Annotated in this window: 22 protein-coding genes; 10 read left to right on the plus strand and 12 right to left on the minus strand. The window is 38.6% G+C overall.

Annotation, left to right across the window (positions count from 1 at the left end):
* Positions 1-126 precede the first annotated feature (126 nt).
* From ACFS5O_RS10225 to ACFS5O_RS10235, 3 genes are all read left to right on the plus strand, one after another.
* The gene (locus tag ACFS5O_RS10225; protein WP_205726932.1) at positions 127-363 is read left to right on the plus strand and encodes a YrhC family protein; all 237 of its coding nucleotides are present in this window, start codon (positions 127-129) and stop codon (positions 361-363) included.
* A 252-nt stretch (positions 364-615) separates the two neighbouring features.
* Positions 616-1,470, plus strand: coding sequence for a GRP family sugar transporter (locus ACFS5O_RS10230; RefSeq protein ID WP_205726931.1), 855 nt, complete (start codon positions 616-618; stop codon positions 1,468-1,470).
* A gap of 14 nt (positions 1,471-1,484) precedes the next feature.
* Positions 1,485-2,276 (plus strand): glucose-1-dehydrogenase, encoded by a 792-nt coding sequence (locus ACFS5O_RS10235; protein WP_066396406.1) that lies wholly within the window; start codon positions 1,485-1,487, stop codon positions 2,274-2,276.
* Between the two features lie 41 nt (positions 2,277-2,317).
* Here ACFS5O_RS10235 and menA read toward each other — a convergent pair whose 3' ends face one another.
* Entirely contained in the window at positions 2,318-3,208 is an 891-nt protein-coding gene (gene menA / locus ACFS5O_RS10240) for a 1,4-dihydroxy-2-naphthoate octaprenyltransferase (RefSeq protein ID WP_205726930.1), read from the minus strand.
* Between the two features lie 518 nt (positions 3,209-3,726).
* Between menA and ACFS5O_RS10245 the strand changes: the two genes are divergently transcribed.
* The gene (locus ACFS5O_RS10245; protein WP_198767869.1) at positions 3,727-3,879 is read left to right on the plus strand and encodes a YrzI family small protein; all 153 of its coding nucleotides are present in this window, start codon (positions 3,727-3,729) and stop codon (positions 3,877-3,879) included.
* A gap of 35 nt (positions 3,880-3,914) precedes the next feature.
* Here the strand turns inward: ACFS5O_RS10245 and ACFS5O_RS10250 are convergent, their stop codons facing one another.
* Positions 3,915-5,156: a glutathionylspermidine synthase family protein gene (locus tag ACFS5O_RS10250; RefSeq protein ID WP_205726929.1), complete on the minus strand. Its 1,242-nt coding sequence runs from the start codon at positions 5,154-5,156 to the stop codon at positions 3,915-3,917.
* Positions 5,157-5,238: 82 nt separating this feature from the next.
* Between ACFS5O_RS10250 and ACFS5O_RS10255 the strand changes: the two genes are divergently transcribed.
* Positions 5,239-5,685, plus strand: a complete 447-nt coding sequence (locus tag ACFS5O_RS10255) for an RNA helicase (RefSeq protein WP_318300247.1) — start codon at positions 5,239-5,241, stop codon at positions 5,683-5,685.
* A 241-nt stretch (positions 5,686-5,926) separates the two neighbouring features.
* Here ACFS5O_RS10255 and ACFS5O_RS10260 read toward each other — a convergent pair whose 3' ends face one another.
* Both ACFS5O_RS10260 and ACFS5O_RS10265 read right to left on the minus strand, forming a co-directional pair.
* Entirely contained in the window at positions 5,927-6,325 is a 399-nt protein-coding gene (locus ACFS5O_RS10260; RefSeq protein ID WP_153237773.1) for a DUF350 domain-containing protein, read from the minus strand.
* Between the two features lie 19 nt (positions 6,326-6,344).
* Positions 6,345-6,668 carry an aminotransferase yhxA gene (locus ACFS5O_RS10265; protein ID WP_144698917.1) on the minus strand — a complete coding sequence of 108 codons (324 nt, stop codon included), beginning with the start codon at positions 6,666-6,668 and terminating at the stop codon, positions 6,345-6,347.
* A 176-nt stretch (positions 6,669-6,844) separates the two neighbouring features.
* On the opposite strand from ACFS5O_RS10265, the gene sigK reads away from it, so the two are divergent.
* The 4 genes from sigK to ACFS5O_RS10285 all read left to right on the plus strand — a co-directional run bounded on the left by sigK (position 6,845) and on the right by ACFS5O_RS10285 (position 10,390).
* Positions 6,845-7,552, plus strand: coding sequence for an RNA polymerase sporulation sigma factor SigK (sigK, locus tag ACFS5O_RS10270; protein ID WP_066237772.1), 708 nt, complete (start codon positions 6,845-6,847; stop codon positions 7,550-7,552).
* An 85-nt stretch (positions 7,553-7,637) separates the two neighbouring features.
* Complete coding sequence (locus tag ACFS5O_RS10275) at positions 7,638-7,919, plus strand: alpha/beta-type small acid-soluble spore protein (RefSeq protein ID WP_066396387.1); 282 nt, start codon at positions 7,638-7,640, stop codon at positions 7,917-7,919.
* 394 nt (positions 7,920-8,313) lie between these two features.
* The gene (locus tag ACFS5O_RS10280; RefSeq protein ID WP_205726927.1) at positions 8,314-8,451 is read left to right on the plus strand and encodes a hypothetical protein; all 138 of its coding nucleotides are present in this window, start codon (positions 8,314-8,316) and stop codon (positions 8,449-8,451) included.
* Between the two features lie 157 nt (positions 8,452-8,608).
* Positions 8,609-10,390 carry a M3 family oligoendopeptidase gene (locus ACFS5O_RS10285; protein ID WP_205726926.1) on the plus strand — a complete coding sequence of 594 codons (1,782 nt, stop codon included), beginning with the start codon at positions 8,609-8,611 and terminating at the stop codon, positions 10,388-10,390.
* 154 nt (positions 10,391-10,544) lie between these two features.
* Here ACFS5O_RS10285 and pssA read toward each other — a convergent pair whose 3' ends face one another.
* The 7 genes from pssA to ACFS5O_RS10320 all read right to left on the minus strand — a co-directional run bounded on the left by pssA (position 10,545) and on the right by ACFS5O_RS10320 (position 16,505).
* Positions 10,545-11,090 (minus strand): CDP-diacylglycerol--serine O-phosphatidyltransferase, encoded by a 546-nt coding sequence (gene pssA, locus ACFS5O_RS10290; RefSeq protein ID WP_205726925.1) that lies wholly within the window; start codon positions 11,088-11,090, stop codon positions 10,545-10,547.
* Between the two features lie 173 nt (positions 11,091-11,263).
* Positions 11,264-11,617, minus strand: coding sequence for a monovalent cation/H(+) antiporter subunit G (gene mnhG, locus ACFS5O_RS10295; RefSeq protein ID WP_318300246.1), 354 nt, complete (start codon positions 11,615-11,617; stop codon positions 11,264-11,266).
* A complete protein-coding gene (locus ACFS5O_RS10300) occupies positions 11,589-11,879 on the minus strand; it encodes a Na(+)/H(+) antiporter subunit F1 (RefSeq protein WP_205726923.1) in 291 nt (96 codons plus the stop codon). Before ACFS5O_RS10300 ends, mnhG begins: the two co-directional genes overlap by 29 nt.
* The gene (locus ACFS5O_RS10305; RefSeq protein ID WP_066396376.1) at positions 11,876-12,352 is read right to left on the minus strand and encodes a Na+/H+ antiporter subunit E; all 477 of its coding nucleotides are present in this window, start codon (positions 12,350-12,352) and stop codon (positions 11,876-11,878) included. Before ACFS5O_RS10305 ends, ACFS5O_RS10300 begins: the two co-directional genes overlap by 4 nt.
* Before the next feature lie 4 nt (positions 12,353-12,356).
* Complete coding sequence (locus tag ACFS5O_RS10310) at positions 12,357-13,832, minus strand: Na+/H+ antiporter subunit D (RefSeq protein ID WP_205726922.1); 1,476 nt, start codon at positions 13,830-13,832, stop codon at positions 12,357-12,359.
* Positions 13,825-14,163, minus strand: coding sequence for a Na(+)/H(+) antiporter subunit C (locus tag ACFS5O_RS10315; protein WP_066396371.1), 339 nt, complete (start codon positions 14,161-14,163; stop codon positions 13,825-13,827). The genes ACFS5O_RS10310 and ACFS5O_RS10315 overlap by 8 nt, the downstream gene beginning before the upstream one ends.
* A complete protein-coding gene (locus tag ACFS5O_RS10320) occupies positions 14,163-16,505 on the minus strand; it encodes a Na+/H+ antiporter subunit A (RefSeq protein ID WP_205726921.1) in 2,343 nt (780 codons plus the stop codon). The genes ACFS5O_RS10315 and ACFS5O_RS10320 overlap by 1 nt, the downstream gene beginning before the upstream one ends.
* A 178-nt stretch (positions 16,506-16,683) precedes the next feature.
* Here ACFS5O_RS10320 and ACFS5O_RS10325 point away from each other — a divergent pair, with 178 nt between their 5' ends.
* A complete protein-coding gene (locus ACFS5O_RS10325; RefSeq protein ID WP_205726920.1) occupies positions 16,684-17,094 on the plus strand; it encodes a hypothetical protein in 411 nt (136 codons plus the stop codon).
* Positions 17,095-17,110: 16 nt separating this feature from the next.
* Here the strand turns inward: ACFS5O_RS10325 and sda are convergent, their stop codons facing one another.
* On the minus strand, positions 17,111-17,254 hold the full coding sequence (gene sda / locus ACFS5O_RS10330) for a sporulation histidine kinase inhibitor Sda (protein WP_144703357.1): 144 nt from the start codon (positions 17,252-17,254) through the stop codon (positions 17,111-17,113).
* Between the last annotated feature and the right edge of the window lie 130 nt (positions 17,255-17,384).

Consider the following 17,384-nt stretch of genomic DNA (forward strand, 5'->3'; position numbering starts at 1 on the left):
ATGCTAATTTTTGATCACAATTTAGACAAAATTACTTCACGCTTTTGTCAAAATCTGCTTGGTAGGTTGCTATCTTCCCTATGTTATCCTTTATATAGAGATTAGGAGTAGGAGGTAGACACCGTTATGAAAAACAATGCTGAATTAATTCAAAAGAAAATCGCTGACTACCAGCGCTTCGGTTTTATTTTATTGGCTGTTAGCACGTTCTTTTATTTAGGACTGGTACTTCCTGTCGAAGACAAAAACTTTGTTCAATCCATCACACTAGGTATTGCATCTACAACGTGCTTAGGGTTCACTGCACTTATGTATAGAGTAGTGAGAAAATGTAAAACTCAATTACAAGAATTAAGTGAGTAAAACGATATAGATAATTTCACGTACCGTCCCTTCAGTAGGGGCGGTATTTTTTTATGTTCTCAAAACGGAATAGATAAGAAAGCGTCTCCGCAAAACTTCACAAGTGATATGACTTAAAAGCTTAATTTTCCAGACTTTCATAAGTTCAAATTAGATAGTTTATTGAGATAGAACAATCGGGTATGGATACAGAACGGCTGATGAAGGTCATACTAAGTTTTAACAATCTATTTTAAGAAAGAAGTGGAGTTAGTGGGTATCATCTGGGCACTTATTACAGCAGTCTGCTGGGGTAGTATCGTATTAGTGAGCGAAAAACTCGGTGGAGATTTTCACAGTCAAACATTTGGAATGACACTCGGAGCTCTGTTGTTTTCGATTGTTGCATTCTTTATCGTGCAACCTGATTTTAATATCACAGTTTTTGCGATCGGTATTGTATCAGGGATCTTTTGGGTGATCGGACAGCGGAACCAATTTGCTAGTGTTGATTATTTGGGGGTCTCTAAGATTGTTCCTCTCTCAACTGGGTTGCAGTTGTTCGGAACGACGTTGTTCGGTGTAATCGTTTTTCATGAATGGAAAACAACTACCGAGATCATCATCGGAATTATTGCAATCTGTGCAATTATAGCGGGAGCTTTATTAACATCTAGAAGAAGTGAGCAAGGAGACGAAAAGGACAAACAAAACTTTAAGAAGGGACTTACCATTCTCCTCATTTCAACAATTGGATATGTTACATACGTCGTTATTATCAGATGGTTCGAAGTAAATGGTTGGCAGGCGATTCTACCTCAGGCGGTAGGGATGTTTATAGGTGCGCTCGTTTTATCTTTTAAACATAAACCTTTCAATAAGTACTCTGTTCGCAATATTTTAACAGGATTGATTTGGAGCACAGGTAATTTGACACTGCTGCTGTCATTGCCTCTTATCGGAATCGCGACAAGCTTCTCCCTTTCACAGACGGGTATTATCATATCAACACTCGGAGGAATCTTCTTATTAGGTGAAAAAAGAAGCAAGAAAGAAATCATTTGGGTGATCTCAGGATGTGTTCTCATCATAGCAGGTGGCGTCATGTTAGGATTCACAAAATCATAGAGGAGATGAACAGTATGTATCCAGATTTAAAAGGAAAAACGGTTATTATCACAGGTGCGGCCACGGGTATCGGTAAGGCTTGTGCATTAAGATTCGGACAAGAACAAGCGAATGTTGTGATCAATTTTCATTCAGATAAACAAGTGAAAGAAACAGAAGAAATGATTAAGGAAATTAAGAATAGCGGCGGAAACGCAATTGCTGTACAAGGGGATGTAACAAAAGAAGGTGACATCAAACAACTTATTGAAAAAACAATTAGTGAGTTTGGATCGCTAGACATCATGATTAACAACGCAGGTATTGAAAATGAAGTGCCATCCCATGAGCTCACATTAGACGATTGGAACAAAGTTATATCTACAAATTTAACCGGCCAGTTTCTAGGTTGCAGAGAAGCGATCGATTACTTCTTAGAGCATGATATCCAAGGAGCTGTCATTAACATGTCGAGTGTGCATGAGATCATTCCATGGCCGCATTTTGTGCATTACGCAGCAAGTAAAGGCGGAATTAAGCTGATGACACAAACGCTCGCACTTGAATATGCTCCTAAACGAATCAGAATCAACAGCATTGCCCCTGGTGCGATCAATACACCAATCAATGCAGAAAAGTTTTCTGATCCAAAACAAAAAGAAGGCGTTTTAAAGTTAATTCCTATGGGGTATATCGGTGAGCCTGAGGAAATTGCGGCGACCGCGGTCTGGTTAGCCTCCAATCAAGCTAGTTATGTTACAGGATTAACATTGATCGCTGACGGCGGTATGACGTTATATCCAGGCTTTCAAGCTGGAAAAGGGTAAAAGAAAAAGTCCACTTTCTACAAGTGGACTTTTTTGTGTGCTTATAAAAGGATTCCCGTTAATGTACCAACACAAAGTAGGATACCAAAAGCCATATGAAGTAGTGCAGTTAAACCAAGTGCTTTGTTTAATTCTTTGGCATCCCACGTGGAAATCGCAATCTTCAACCCTTTTAATGCTATAGGAAGAGTGATCGCAGCAATAAGGCTCCAAAGCGGTAAGATATCTAAGAATATAAGAGCTAATAAACTTACATATGCACCAAGCATTAAGACATAATATTCTAATCGCGATGCTTTTCTTCCGATCAAACCGGCAACGGTTGTTTTACCAATCTGTTTATCTGTATCGAAGTCGCGCAAGTTATTGGCATGTAAGATAGCCATCACTAGAAGAGCGTTCGGGATAGCAGCTAAAAAGATCTCTGTGTTTAACGTTAATGTTTGTGTGTAGAAAGAACCAACAACTGCGAGGATACCTAGCGTACTTCCAGATGCGATCTCACCTAGTCCATTGTAAGCAAGTGCATAACGAGTAGCGGTGTAAAAATAGCCTACAAGAAGTGACGGAATCCCGAAATAAAGTACTACAGGGCCGGTAAGTGCGGTTAAAATAAGTCCCACGATAATACTTAGACCAAAGAAAATAAGTCCTGTGATATATACTTGGCGAGGAGTCATCTCTTTTCGGTCGATGACGCCTGATGGGCTTAACGACCCTGGAATATCCGCACCTTTTACATGATCAAAATAGTCGTTCACTAAGTTTGTTCCGCACTGAAGAAAAACAGCACCAATAAGTGTTAGAAAGAAAGTAGTCCAATGAACGCTTGTCCACTGCAACGCAAGAATTGTCCCGAATATGACAGGAATGACTGAAGCTGTTAATGAAAAAGGCCGGGTTGAAGCAAATATGACCTTAGGATGTATCATTTGTGTTTCCCCCTTTACACTCATCATTATAGTAAAAGTTTGTGAAAGTGTACACATAATTATCTTGTAAAGGTACTGCCTATTTATAGAAAACCTCACCTTTTTTTGTAAACTTTCAATTTCAGATGCATATACTTATTTAGGATAAAAAACTCTTTACACTTCTTGGTAAATAGTGTAAGGTTTTCTAAGTAAAGTAAATTATAAAAAGGAGGTTGAACAAAATGATGATGTACATTAAAACGATTTACCAACTGAATAAATCTTTACGTTCGACCGCCAATCAGAGCAGTATGTCTATTTAACTTTATTTAAAAGACACCGCAGGTCGAATACCTGCGGTTTTTTATGTGCTTTTTTAACACTGCAGGAGTTATTCTGCGGTGTTTTTTTATAAATCTTTAAAGGAGGAGAAGCAAATGATAATGATTGGAATTACACTGCTAACTTGGCTTTTAACGGAGAAAGATTCAACCTGAGGGAAAAAATACGATTGAAACGAAGGAGCTAATAAATTTATGTTTACATTACACTTGTTTTTTGTAACGATAACCTTTTCTATTAAAAGAAATAATCGTTCTGATGAACTTTACGCACGTGATCTGGAAGTAAAAACACTTTATGATCGTGCTAAAGAAAAGGCATCTTATAATTTGTCATCATGGCTGTAAAAAAATAAAAGTAGCGTGTGCCGATTCGGCATGCGCTACTTTTTTATACAAGAAGGCAAGAAATAAGATAGGTTATCGGTTATTGCGTTTCCAATACGAAAACCAAAAGCACTTGGTTTTCCGTTAATGATAAATGTTCCTGTCATTCTGTAGCCTTCTTGAGCTCCTCTTTGAGATTGAAATGTCATTTTTGGAAGCGATACATACTTTTGATATACACTTACATAGTTGTCATAACTATGGTGTTTGTCTTGATCTATTAAGTAGCCGTTACCATCAAAAATACGAACTGTATCTCCTTCTCTACCAAAAACAGGTTTTTGCACATACTTTTCTTTGTTCTTTAAAAACGTGTCTGGTTCAAGGTAGGTAGGTAAGAAATAGCGTTCGATCCATGCGTGTTCTTCACTTGAAAAGTAAGGAGAGCGTTCTTCGTGTAACCCCCAAATGACGGCTAGAATGGCTTTGCTCTGTAGTAAAAAGGCTGATGGTGGATTAATGATTGCCAATTTATTTTGAACGACAAGCTCTGTAAGCTGTAATCCGATATCTTCGTTCGTCACTTTGTCTACATCTTGTATAAGAAGCTCGATCGGAAAAGTTTGTCTATATAAAACATCGATTTTCTTCCCTTTTTGATCGAACAAGCCGATTCCTTTTCGTATGACCAATTCTTCTAAAGGTACAAACTCAGAAGGAAATCCAGAAAGCTCTTTTAAATATAGAACAGTCTGCTTATCTTCAATGTTCTCTTCATGAGCTGTGAAAACGATGTGAGGGGCATGCTCCGTCTGTAAGTGTCGATATGCACTCAAGATGGAGGAGCGTACAGCGTTCTGTAATTGTTTTTCTTTTTCTTCGTTCGGATCTCTATATCCGTGATGCTTACAGATCAATCCGTTCACCTTGAAGCATTCGTAAATAAAAGTGGGTGTATCACTGTTAAACTCCATGATTTTATGACCTTCAGATGTTTCGATTGAGTCGATCCTTCCGATAACGGTTTTAGTTAATGGGGTCTGATGCCGAAGAAAAGAATTTAGAGCTGATGGAAAACCTAGAAGCTGCAAAGTATCATCTTCAATATTTTCAGACTGTAGGAGAGAGGCCGTCTTAAACAAAATATGGCCAGCTCTTTCACCAAGAAGCCTCGCATCTTTTACAGCGTCTTCTGAGATTTCAGCAGGTTCATATAAAGCATATTCTTGACCATACATATCGGCCCAGAACTCAGGTAGCTGATTATAAAATTTTTGTCTATTATCTATATAGGTCATGCGTTTAATTACCTCCAAAACATACGGATACAACAATAAACTGGTATGATAAACATAACAAATTATAAAGAGGATGAAAATAATGGAACTTACTTATTTTATCGAAAGAGATAACGAATATGAAGCTTTCTTAACGTATAAGATTCCAAAAAACATGCATAACGATGAAAAATATGCTCGACAGCTCTGTGAATTTTTTGTAACAGGTGGTAAAGAGTACGAGCTGCAATCGAATGAAATGAAAGGTAGCGAGGAAATTTTAATCGTAAAAGAAATAGGAGAAGCTCGAAGATTTACGGAGGAAACGAGTTACAAAGGAAGAGGGATATTTTTAGAATTCCGCTCTTATAACGCTTCAGGAGATATGCCTGTACTTCATACCCAAGCTTTAAACAGCCATTGGGATGTTATCCGTTATTTATTAAAAGACGTAGTAGATATACCTGGTAAAGGACAGTTTTTACGTGATTCAGCTGAAATAGATGAAGACCGTGCTGTTTATGTGATGTATGTCGGGGATAAAATTTAAGCATGTGGCCATTGCCACATGCTTTTTTATCGCTCTTTTCTAAAAGATTGTTGCTTTGAACTCCTTGGACAATTGATTGGAGTGGAAGGTGCGAGACTCCTACGGGACAGGCGGGCAGCTGAGACACTTAAGAGTGAAACGTACGAATGTGGCTCAGCGCTTGCCCCGTGGAAAGCGAGCAGCCTGGAACGGAAATCAACACTTCCAAAAGCATCAAAGTTTACGAAAACAGCCTTATTTATTAATATGTAAGACACTGAGCGATAACCCAACCAACGGAAACACTCAAAAACATAACAAGAAGTCCAACGGCTTTGTTATCTGCATCGATTGCTTTTGAGATGCTCGAACGAATCGCTAGGTGTTCTGCTACGAATAGAGCTACGATTTGTGCAACAATCCCGACAGATCCCCAAATCAGCAAATCAACGATGCTCAAAGAATTTGCGATTGAAGATCCAATGACGAAAGCAAGACCAAAAAGTCTTCCGCCAAGTGACAATGCCGCTGCACAGTTTCCCTTACTAATTAATTGAAGTTCTTTCGTTTTTGTTGTTAGTTCAAATATAATGAAGCCGACAAAAAGTAAACCAAGCCCTGTAGCTGCATAAAGGGCAAAATTAAGAAATAAGTTATCCATCTTCACAACTCCTCATGATTTATCCGCCAAATCCTTTGCTTCCTCCGAAGCCAGATCCACCGCCTTTGAAACTCGAACTACTCTTGTAGGATTTATAAGCAGAGCTTTTTAATAAGCTGCTCTTTCCTTTGTAGTAGCTTCCACCGTGGTAATAGTGACCGAAATAACGAGAACCGGTGTCATCACATTCATATACCCCGTCATCTTCATCCCATTCCCAATCCTGGCATTCCGTATCAGTTGGCTCTGGTGGAATATCTTGCGCTTGGTCGTTACAGCCAGAGAGCATAACTGCAACAGAAGCAGAGGAAACACCTGCGATAAGTTTTTTTGTTTTATTCACATCTTCACCTCATTCCATGCTCAATTATAGTATGGATCACTCTGTATTTGAACCATTTATTTCTAGTACGATTGTAAAAATAAAAAGGTTCCCTGGTTTTTAAAGATGTACAGACACACCCAAGCCCAGCACAGCATAAAGATAAGGGAATAGAGAATCGTCTTGGAGGTGCTGTCATGTCATTAGTAGGTGTGTTGGCTTACTTTTTCAAGGAAGTTATGCTCTTTGTATCATATGTTAAAAACAACGCGTTTCCCCAGCCCCTGTCTGAAAATGAAGAAAAGCAGTACTTAAAAGAGATGGCCGAAGGAAACGAACATGCAAGAGCCATGTTGATCGAACATAACTTAAGGCTTGTTGCGCATATCGTGAAAAAATTTGAAAACACCGGTGAAGATACGGAGGACTTAATATCAATTGGCACGATCGGACTGATAAAAGCCATTGAAAGTTACTCGAGAGGTAAGGGAACGAAGCTTGCAACGTATGCTGCTCGATGTATAGAAAACGAAATATTGATGCATCTACGCGCTCTAAAGAAAACAAAGAAAGATGTTTCCCTTCATGACCCGATCGGAACGGACAAAGAAGGAAATGAGATTACATTGATCGATGTGTTGAAAGCGGAAACAGAAGATGTTGTGGATGCCATCCAATTAAAGATGCAAAAGAAGAAGATATACGATTATATTCATGTGTTGGATGACCGTGAAAAAGAAGTGATCGTCGGACGGTTCGGACTCGATCTTCAAAAAGAAAAAACACAGCGTGAGATCGCAAAACAGCTAGGGATATCGAGAAGTTATGTTTCAAGGATCGAGAAGCGAGCGCTTATGAAGCTGTTTCATGAATTTTACCGAAGCCGCCAGCAATCAGAACGATAAATCCTTCCTTAAGAAGACTGGTAACAATTACAGTCTTTTTATTTTTTTATTCGGACAAACTAAAGAAAAAAAGGAGTTTTTATATATGGCAAGAAGAAAGCGTCAACCCATCGTCCCCGAAGCAAGAGAAGGGCTTGATCGGTTAAAAGCAAAAGTGATGAGAGAAGCGGGTTATAACGTATCAGATCAGTCACCAGATGATGTTAAGTATGAGGTGGCGAGAGATATGGGTGTGAACCTTGAAAAAGGATATAACGGTACGATTACGTCAAAAGACGCTGGAAAAGTTGGCGGTCAGATTGGCGGAAGAATGGTAAAAGAACTTATTCAGCAGGCAAAAGCCAATTTAGGAAAACAAGTTCGATAAGTTGGGGTTTAGATATACAAAACAGGGAATAGAATAGGTAAAAAACCAGGAGGGGTTCTTATGCAAGATGCAGTACTTTATGGATCATTCGTAGTGATGCTGGCCTATTTTGTCTATGTTTCAATCGCTGAATAAATGTCGAGCTCTCCTTCAGATGGAGAGCTTTTTTTTTGACTGTTTTCAGAAAGTCTTTGCCTGTTACTAATATAAAGTAAATCAGCAAGCATGTAGAAGGGAATTAGTTAATGTGGCAAGCGGAGCCTAAAAATCGTGGCTCTTGCATGATATGTTGGCTTTTTTGTTTCGGGGTTCGGGATTGTAGAGTAGGAGCAAAAATGTAGTGATGATCAGTGACATAAGTGGTGAAAATTAGGGTTTCTCAGGTGGAAAACGCATGATCATAGGCGAAAAGTTATGCATCTCAGGTGGTCGCGAGCACTTATCAGGTGGTCACAGCTCTTTTATCGGTGAACGTGTAATAAATATAAAAACACGTACCGTAAAACTTAAAATAATTGAGCATAGAAGATAATACTCTTAAGCAAATCTTTAGAAAAGAGCTTTTTGTTTAAATGAATTATCCTTTCCATAAAAAATAAATCAAAAAAATAAACTTCATAGTCGATTTTTGTTTGAATATTTTTTATAATAAGAAAAGAGTGGAAATATGTACATATGGGGGAGAAATAATGTTATTACAAGATTTAAGACAAACATGGGAACTTGATTCCGTTTTTCCTGGTGGTAGTGATTCTAAAGAATTACTAGCTGAAATAAATTGGACAGAGAACGAAGCGAAAGAATTAGCAAAAAAAGCGGATTCTTTCACGTTTTCAAACGAAAACTTCTTATCACTTATTAACGAACTTCAAAGTTTTTCTGAAAGATTATCAACTGCAGGAGCTTTCATAGGCTGTTTGATCGCTCAAGATGTAAAAGACAAGAAGGCGATGGCTCTTCGCGGACGATTAGAATCGGTATATGCAGCATTCTCTAACGTTGGTTCAGTTATCGACCAAAAATTAATGGATATTTCCGAAGATGCGTGGAAAGATTTAATGAGTCTTCCTGAGTACGAACATATCGCGTTCTCTTTGAACGAGAGAAGAGTGAATGCAAAAGAGAAGCTTGGTATCTCTGAAGAATCATTGATCAATGATCTCGCTGTAGACGGCTATCATGCTTGGTCAACGTTGTACGATCTAGTGGTAGGTAGAATTTCGATTAAAGTTGAGATCGATGGAAAAGAAGAAGAACTCTCAGTTGGGCAAGCGGAGAATAAATTTTCAAGTCCAGACCGTAACGTAAGAAAGGATACATTTGAAAAGTTTGTGCAAGCTTGGGATCATGAAGGTGAATTCTGTGCTGCTTCACTAAATCATATCGCAGGATTTAGAAACGAGATCTACAAGCATAGAGGCTGGGAAGAGACATTAAAAGAACCACTAGCGATCAATCGCATGAAAGAAGAGACGCTCTCAGCAATGTGGGAGGCGATCACTTCCCAAAAAGAAATCTTCGTAAAATACTTAGATCGAAAAGCGAAACTCCTAGGTCTAGATAAATTAAGCTGGTACGACGTTGATGCACCTCTATCTTCTGCAAACAGCAAGATGAGCTATGACGAAGCGGCACAATTTATCGTAGAGCATTTCCGTACGCTCGCACCTAAGATGGCTGATTTCTCTGAAAAGGCATTCTTGGACGGTTGGATTGAAGCCGAAGATCGTTCAGGGAAAAGACCTGGAGGGTTCTGTACAGGGTTCCCAACTAAGAAAGAAACAAGAATCTTTATGACGTTCTCTGGAACACCGAGCAACGTTTCAACGTTAGCTCATGAGCTTGGTCATGCGTTTCATACGGATGTTTTAAAAGAGATGCCGTACTACGCGACCAATTATGCCATGAACGTAGCTGAAACAGCTTCAACTTTTGCGGAGATGATCGTTGCTGATGCAGCAGTTTCGAACGCAAAAACGAAAGAAGAGAAAATTGCTCTTTTAGAAGATAAGGCTCAACGTTCTGTAGCATTCTTCATGAACATACATGCTCGTTTTCTTTTTGAAACAAGAATGTATGAAGAAAGAAAATCCGGTCAACTTTCCGTAGAACGTTTATGTGAACTGATGGAAGAAGCACAGAAAGAAGCCTTTAACGGTGCACTCGATGAGTATCACCCATACTTCTGGGCATCTAAGCTTCATTTCTATATTACAGACGTTCCGTTCTATAACTTCCCGTATACATTCGGTTATCTGTTCTCGGCGGGAATTTATGCAAAAGCAAAAGAAGAAGGTCCTTCATTTGAAGAGAAATATATTGCACTTCTTCAAGATACAGGAAAGATGGAAGTGGAAGAGCTCGCACAAAAACATCTAGGGATAGATGTTACAAAGCAAGACTTCTGGTTAAAAGGAATCGAGCTTGCTGCAGCTGACGTAGAAGAGTTCTTAGCTTTAACAGAAGAATAAACGAAATTACGGTGGTTCCTTTATTGGAGTCACCGTTTTTTTACTCTTTAGAGGTATTGCCTCTATTCAGGTATGAAAGAAAAGAAAACCGACAAATGCAAAAAGCAAAAAGCTTGGCAAATGTAATGCCAAGCTTTTCTTCATGACTTACCCTTTATCTTTTTTCAATCGTAATGGTACTAATCATAAGGACAGATAATCCAAAAGTTAAAAACATATAAAGATATCCAGGTACTAGATCAACCGTCAGATAACCTGCAGCCATCAAACACCCAGCTAGAGTGATCGGCACTCCAACAAATGAACCAGTAAACTCTGTAATGTTAAAACGAGCCAACCGAATCGCACCACAAACTATAAAGATAATGGTGAAAATTATGCCAGGAACACCAAACTGATGAAGGGCGACTTGATAGATTAAAAACGCAGGTGCGATTCCAAATGATATCAAGTCACAAAGAGAGTCTAATTGTTTTCCAAATTCGGACTCGATGTTTAACTTTCTTGCTACCATACCATCAAACCGATCAAACAGACCAGCTAAGAAGATTAAGATGAATCCTAACTTCAAATCTCCTGAGATCATAAATAATAAAGCTAAAGTTCCTAGTGATAAATTGATCAATGTTAAGAAGTTAGCGGTTTGTCCCTTCACTTTCTTAAACGTTGAATCAATTCGCTCTCTTTCGAGCATGAACATACAATCACTCCTCAAACGGGTAACCGGCTAGAACGCAGTATATGTAAACACTTAAAAAAAGAGTAGAAAAATGTTGTCTTTTTAAGTGAACGTATACATGTTCGTTGCTTAAAATTATATACCCATTCTAATCATTATATGACAACGAGTAAGTGATGAATAGTAGCTATTATTTATGGAGTATTAGAGCTCTCTTTCTTTTCAAGTTCATTAAATACCGTTTTTTCTGAGAGAGGCACTCCCGTTCTGTATGCTGCTCTCGAAATCATATGCCCTGCTACTGGAGCAGTTAACAGAACAAAGAGGATACCAAGAATCAATTTACCGCTGAACACATGCATTTCAGATAACACATAGATAAAGGCTCCAATAAGAATTCCAGATACTCCTAATGTTGAAGCCTTACTGGCAGCATGAAGCCTTGAATAAACGTCAGGAAAGCGGAGTACACCAAGTGTTCCTGAGAAAATAAAAAAGGTGCCAGCGATGAGGAAGAAGCTAATCACGATCTTGATCAATGATAACACCCTTTTCTAAAAATTTTGCAACAGAGACAGTTGCAATAAACGTCAATATGCCGATCAATAAGATAATGTCGTTCAATTGAACGGTATCTAGAATGATCGCCATAATACCAGTGATCGCGATCAAGTTAATTCCGATTGTATCGAGTGCTACCACACGATCTGGATTTGATGGACCCTTTATCGCTCGATAGAGAAGTAGCAGAATCGAAATGGTTATTACAAATAAACAAACATGGACAACAACGGAGAACCAATCTGTCATCGTGTTACCTCCCTTATTGCTTTTTCAAAAGATTCCTTAATGCTTACAATCGTTTCATTAACATCTGGAAGATCGAGCGCATGGATATAAATATATCGTTGGTCTCGAGAGACATCTACGGACAGCGTTCCAGGAGTTAAGGTGATCAAGTTAGCAAGTAAGGTAATCTCCCAATTTTTCTTCACGTCAATCGGAAGTGCGAGTATACCTGGCTGAAAATCAAGCTTAGGTTTATAAACCCATTTTAGAACTTCAATATTTGCTAGAAGAAGTTCCCTTATGAATAAAAAGATCAGATATAGGATCGCTCTCACATGTTTAAAATAGTACGAATCAGGAATGAAACGATTCAGCAAGAAGAGAAGTGCTGCTCCAATCACAAATCCAACTATAAAACTTGCGAAAGAATAGCTCTCAGATAAAAACATCCAAATAACGCCGATCAGCAAATTTAGAATAAGTTGAAATGTCATGGAATTACTCCTTTAATACATAATCGATATAGATTTGCGGATCGATCAGACTGTCTGCTGCTGCCTGAACATACGGATAGAACCATTCTGCTCCCACACCAAGCAAGATCGAGATCGCTATCAGTACCGCAGATGCTGCTAATCCTGAAGTTCGCACAGGTTGTTTCGGTTCTTCCTTTAGCTCACCCCAGAAAGCCCCAATAAAGATTCGAATCACAGAAAATAAAATTAACAGACTTGATAATAATCCGATCCCAGCAGCAACATAATGCCCTTCATCCATCGCACCTCTTAAAAGAAGGTATTTCCCGATAAAGCCACTAAAAGGGGGGATTCCGGCTAATATGAGAGATGCGATAAAAAACATCCAGCCCATGATCGGCGCTGTTTTTATATATCCACCCATCTTTTTTAGGTTCGACGTTCCTGCATGCCACACGAGTAGGCCAGCAATGAAAAATAATGCGGCTTTAATCGCCATATCATGAATAAGATAGTAGATCGTACCTGCTAGTGATTCTTCTGAGAACGTTCCAATACCCAAAAGCATAAAACCGATGGCTGGCATAATATTATAAGCGATGATCAATTTTACGTTGGATGTAGAAAGCGCACCAATGACTCCGATAATCATCGTAATCGTAGCGACCCAAATGAAAAAAGTATGTGTCAGCTCAAGTTTGTGTGAAAAAATGAGTGTGAAGACTCTAAGCATTGAGTAAACACCAACTTTAGTTAACAATGCGCCGAACAATGCAGAAACGATAGGTGACGGTACGATATACGATTTAGGAAGCCAAAAATACAATGGAAATAGAGCACCTTTTGTCGCGAAAACTATAAATAGTAATATCCCGATTCCGGTCAAGATGCCTTGTTGCTCAACTTGGGCAACACGTTCTCCAAGTTGGGCCATATTTACTGTGCCCGTAACTGAGTAGAGGAAGGCTACCGTTGTAACGAATAGAATAGACGAAAACAAATTAAGTAAGATGTACTTTACAGATTCCCGAAACTGATGCTTGGAACCTCCAATAATGATCAATCCGTAGGATGCCATTAACAAGACTTCAAAGAACACGAAAAGGTTAAATAGATCTCCTGTTAAGAATGCACCACTCACCCCTGCGATCAATAAGAAGAACAAAGGGTAAAAATAATGCTCTACCATTTTCTCTGTAACGGAAGATATTGCAAATATCGCGGCAGTAAAAGCGATCACATTTACAGCGAGTATCATGATGACGGATAGCTTATCAGCAACAAGAATGATTCCGTACGGTGCTTTCCAACCACCGGTTTCTAAGATTAAAGGCCCGTTGGAAAATACATGATAACTTAAGTAGATCGATACACCGAAACTTAACAAGACCACTAGAAATGAAAGGTTAACCGTTATCTTTTGTTTCTTATTAAAGAAAACAAGCAAAGCTCCGAAAAATAAAGGTATAAATATTGGCAAGAATACTATATTACTCATCATCTGTTCCCCTTAGCTGATCCATCATATCTGTCTTGTTGCTTTGATAGGTTCGATAAGCTAACACAAGTAGAAAGCTCGTAACCCCAAAACTAATAACAATAGATGTCAGTATTAGCGCTTGAGGGAGAGGGTCTGTATAGTTCTTGACTCCCTCTATTAAAATAGGAGGTTTACCACGGTTTAATTTACCCATCGTTAAGATAAACAGATGAGCCCCATGTGATAAAAGCGCTGTACCAAGTACAATTTTTAATAACTGTTTTTGAAGAATAAGATAAACGCCGGCTGCAAATAACGTTCCGGCAAGTATAGACATAAGAATTTCCATTAGGGGTTCATGTCTCCTTTATCCCGGTATTTTATCATGGCATAAATGCCTAGAGCAGCTAGACCAAGTACTGCAATCTCAAATAAAGTATCTAGTCCACGAAAGTCAACAAGGATAACGTTGACGATATTGTCTCCACCGCCAAGCTTATAAGAGTTATCTACAAAATATTTCGAGATGCTTTCAAAAAATTTAGAGCTATGAGCAGAGATCGCTACTATAGTTAAAAGTGCTCCTGTTGAAGCTGCAATAACAAAATCAACAAGTTTTTCAGAAGGTTTCTTGTCTGATTTTTTCAGCTTAGGAAGATGAGCAAAACATAGCAAGAAGAGAGCGACCGTAATGGTTTCAACGATAAGCTGTGTTAATGCGAGGTCTGGTGCTCGGAAAAAAACGAACAATAAGGAAAGACCATATCCAACAACTCCGATTACAATGATCGCAGCTATTCTCTGTGTCATCCAGATCGTCGCAATGGCAGCAACAGCCATAACAAAACCGACTAACACCTCTGGCCAAGTAACGGGTGCTAAATCATCAAAAGCTATTTTAAACCCATCCGTAACATATATAAAGATCGAGGTAGCCAGGACCAAGAATACAAGAATAATGGAAGTATATAATCGCAATGAACCCGTCATATAAAACTTCGTAAATTTACTCGAGAAACTCAATAGGCCGTTTACGATAGACTGATATATACGATCCGTTGAAAACTTTCCAGGTACTCTATTATAGATCGGCTGCCATCTTTTTAGTGTCAAAGCGAGGATGGTTCCAATGGCTACTACTATAAGAGACATATAAAGCGGTCCGTTTAATCCGTGCCAAAATTTAAGATGAATCTGTGCGTAATCTCCCGTAACTGACACAACTGCGGGTGCAAGTATCGATTCATTGATTAAATTTGGCAATAGTCCGATCAAAACGACAAACCCAATAAGGATAATCGGAGAAATCAGCATACCGATTGGCGCTTCGTGAGGTTTTTTCTCAAGTTGATCTAACTTGGCTTTCCCTGTAAATGTGCCAAATACTAAATACATAGAGTAAACGAATGTAAAGATACTTCCGATTACGGCTAGCAACGGAATCCACTCTGCAAACGTTCCAGCAAAACCACTTGTTTGTTCTAATTTTAATGAAGAATCAAAGAACATTTCTTTACTTAAAAATCCATTGAAGATCGGAAGCGGAATGCCGGCCATGGAGAAGGCTCCAAAGAATGCTAGAGTGGCTGAGATCGGCATAAAGGTATAGAGCCCGCCAAGTCTTCTGATATCCCTCGTTCCTGTCTCGTGGTCAACAATACCCGCTATCATAAACAAGCTGCCTTTAAAGGTAGCATGATTAAAGATGTGGAAGATCGCCGCGAGTGTAGCGATACCCGTTCCAAATCCAAGCATCGTCATGATCATCCCAAGTTGACTGATCGTTGAATAAGCTAAGATACCCTTCAGATCAGTTTGGCGAGACGCGAGAATAGATCCTAAACAAAGTGTAATCAGCCCCACTCCCGAAACAATGATAAAAAATACATCTGTTCCACTAAAGATGAGAGAGAACCTCGCGACAAGATAGATTCCTGCTTTAACCATCGTTGCAGAGTGAAGGTATGCACTGACTGGAGTGGGTGCTTCCATCGCATCAGGAAGCCAGCTGTGAAAAGGAAACTGTGCTGATTTTGTAAAGGCACCAATCAGTAACAACAGTAATATTGGTATGAACAAGTCACTCTCCATAATGTCAGACCGATTAGCGATCATCTCTCGTATGCTATTTGTTTCGGCTGTAATCGATAGCAAGATAAGAGCCCCTAGCATAGCTAGACCACCAAAAACCGTTACAAGCATCGACTTTTGTGCACCGTATGTGGAACGTTCACGATAAAACCAAAATCCAATCAATAAAAAGGATGAAATACTTGTGAACTCCCAAAACGTATAGAGCACGAATACGTTGTCAGATAGAACGACGCCGAGCATCGATCCCATAAATAATAGTAAATAAACATAGAAATGAACGAGTTGTTCTTTTTTCGATAAATAAAAGATCGAATAAAGAACGACTAGTGATCCGATCCCTGTTATTAAAAGTGAAAAAAGCATGCTAAGTCCATCCAAATAAAAACTTAATTGGATATCGAGAGATGGAATCCAATTCGCGATGCTTTGTACGATTTTTCCTTCTGCCAATATGGGCAGCTTTGAAATGAACAGGATAAAAAGCACTGCTGGAACAGGCAGCACAAACCAACCAGTATGTATCCGGTCTACTTTCTTAGCGGCAAGTCCAATTAATAATGCTGCTAAAAAAGGTAATAGTATGTAGATGTGCAACATGAGTACCGGTAAACCTCCTTAAAACCCAAAATAATCGTCATAGTCCATTACATTGTAAGCAAAACCTTTCCTTTTTAGCAAATACTTTACCAAACAGAAACTCTCGAATTAGATTGATTTTGCATCTCTTGAATATCCTTCCCAAAAAATACCTACCCTATTTGAGAGGTGATTGAAAATGAGACTACTACATACATACGGATTACTATTGATTTTGTTTCAACTAACTGGCTGTTTGAATGATTCTATTTACAAAAAAGATGAGACGAGCCCAGAGTTTCAACCAAGAGAATATTATCGAAAGCATATTAGTTTTTCAGAAGCCGGGGTTTCAACAGCATCTTCACTTGCTGAAGAGATGAAACGTGAAATTAAGAAAAATAAATTTATTAAACGTGCAGTGGTTGTAAAGAAAGAAGGGAAATACGTAGTAGCGATACAGATGAAGTCTTATCATTATAAAAAGGCAGACTTATTAAGTAAGAAGTATAAGCTAGCCTGGGAAGAAAAGTGGAAAATACCAATTGAAATAACATTCAATCCAGAAGAATATCGTAAAGTTGAAAAAGAGTTTGCCACAAAAAAATAGAGCGCATAGTTACGCTCTACATTAAAACTTGCTGTAATCTAGCATGAAGAGATCTTCTATCGATTTCTTTTTTAATAAGTAAAATAAAGTCATTGCTAAGTTTCAGTTCTCTAGCCTTTAAATAAGATTCAATTAACAGGTCGTCTGAAAGTTTTTCCATAATATAGCCCTTTAGAAGCGGCATGGTCACCTCCTGCATGTAATAAAAATAATAAAAAAGTATTCTACATTCATATAGAATGAATACGATGATAAGTTCATGATTTATGTACTTGCTTTATGTACTTTGA

It is taken from the genome of Fictibacillus nanhaiensis (genome assembly GCF_042686385.1).
Classification (GTDB): domain Bacteria; phylum Bacillota; class Bacilli; order Bacillales; family Fictibacillaceae; genus Fictibacillus; species Fictibacillus nanhaiensis.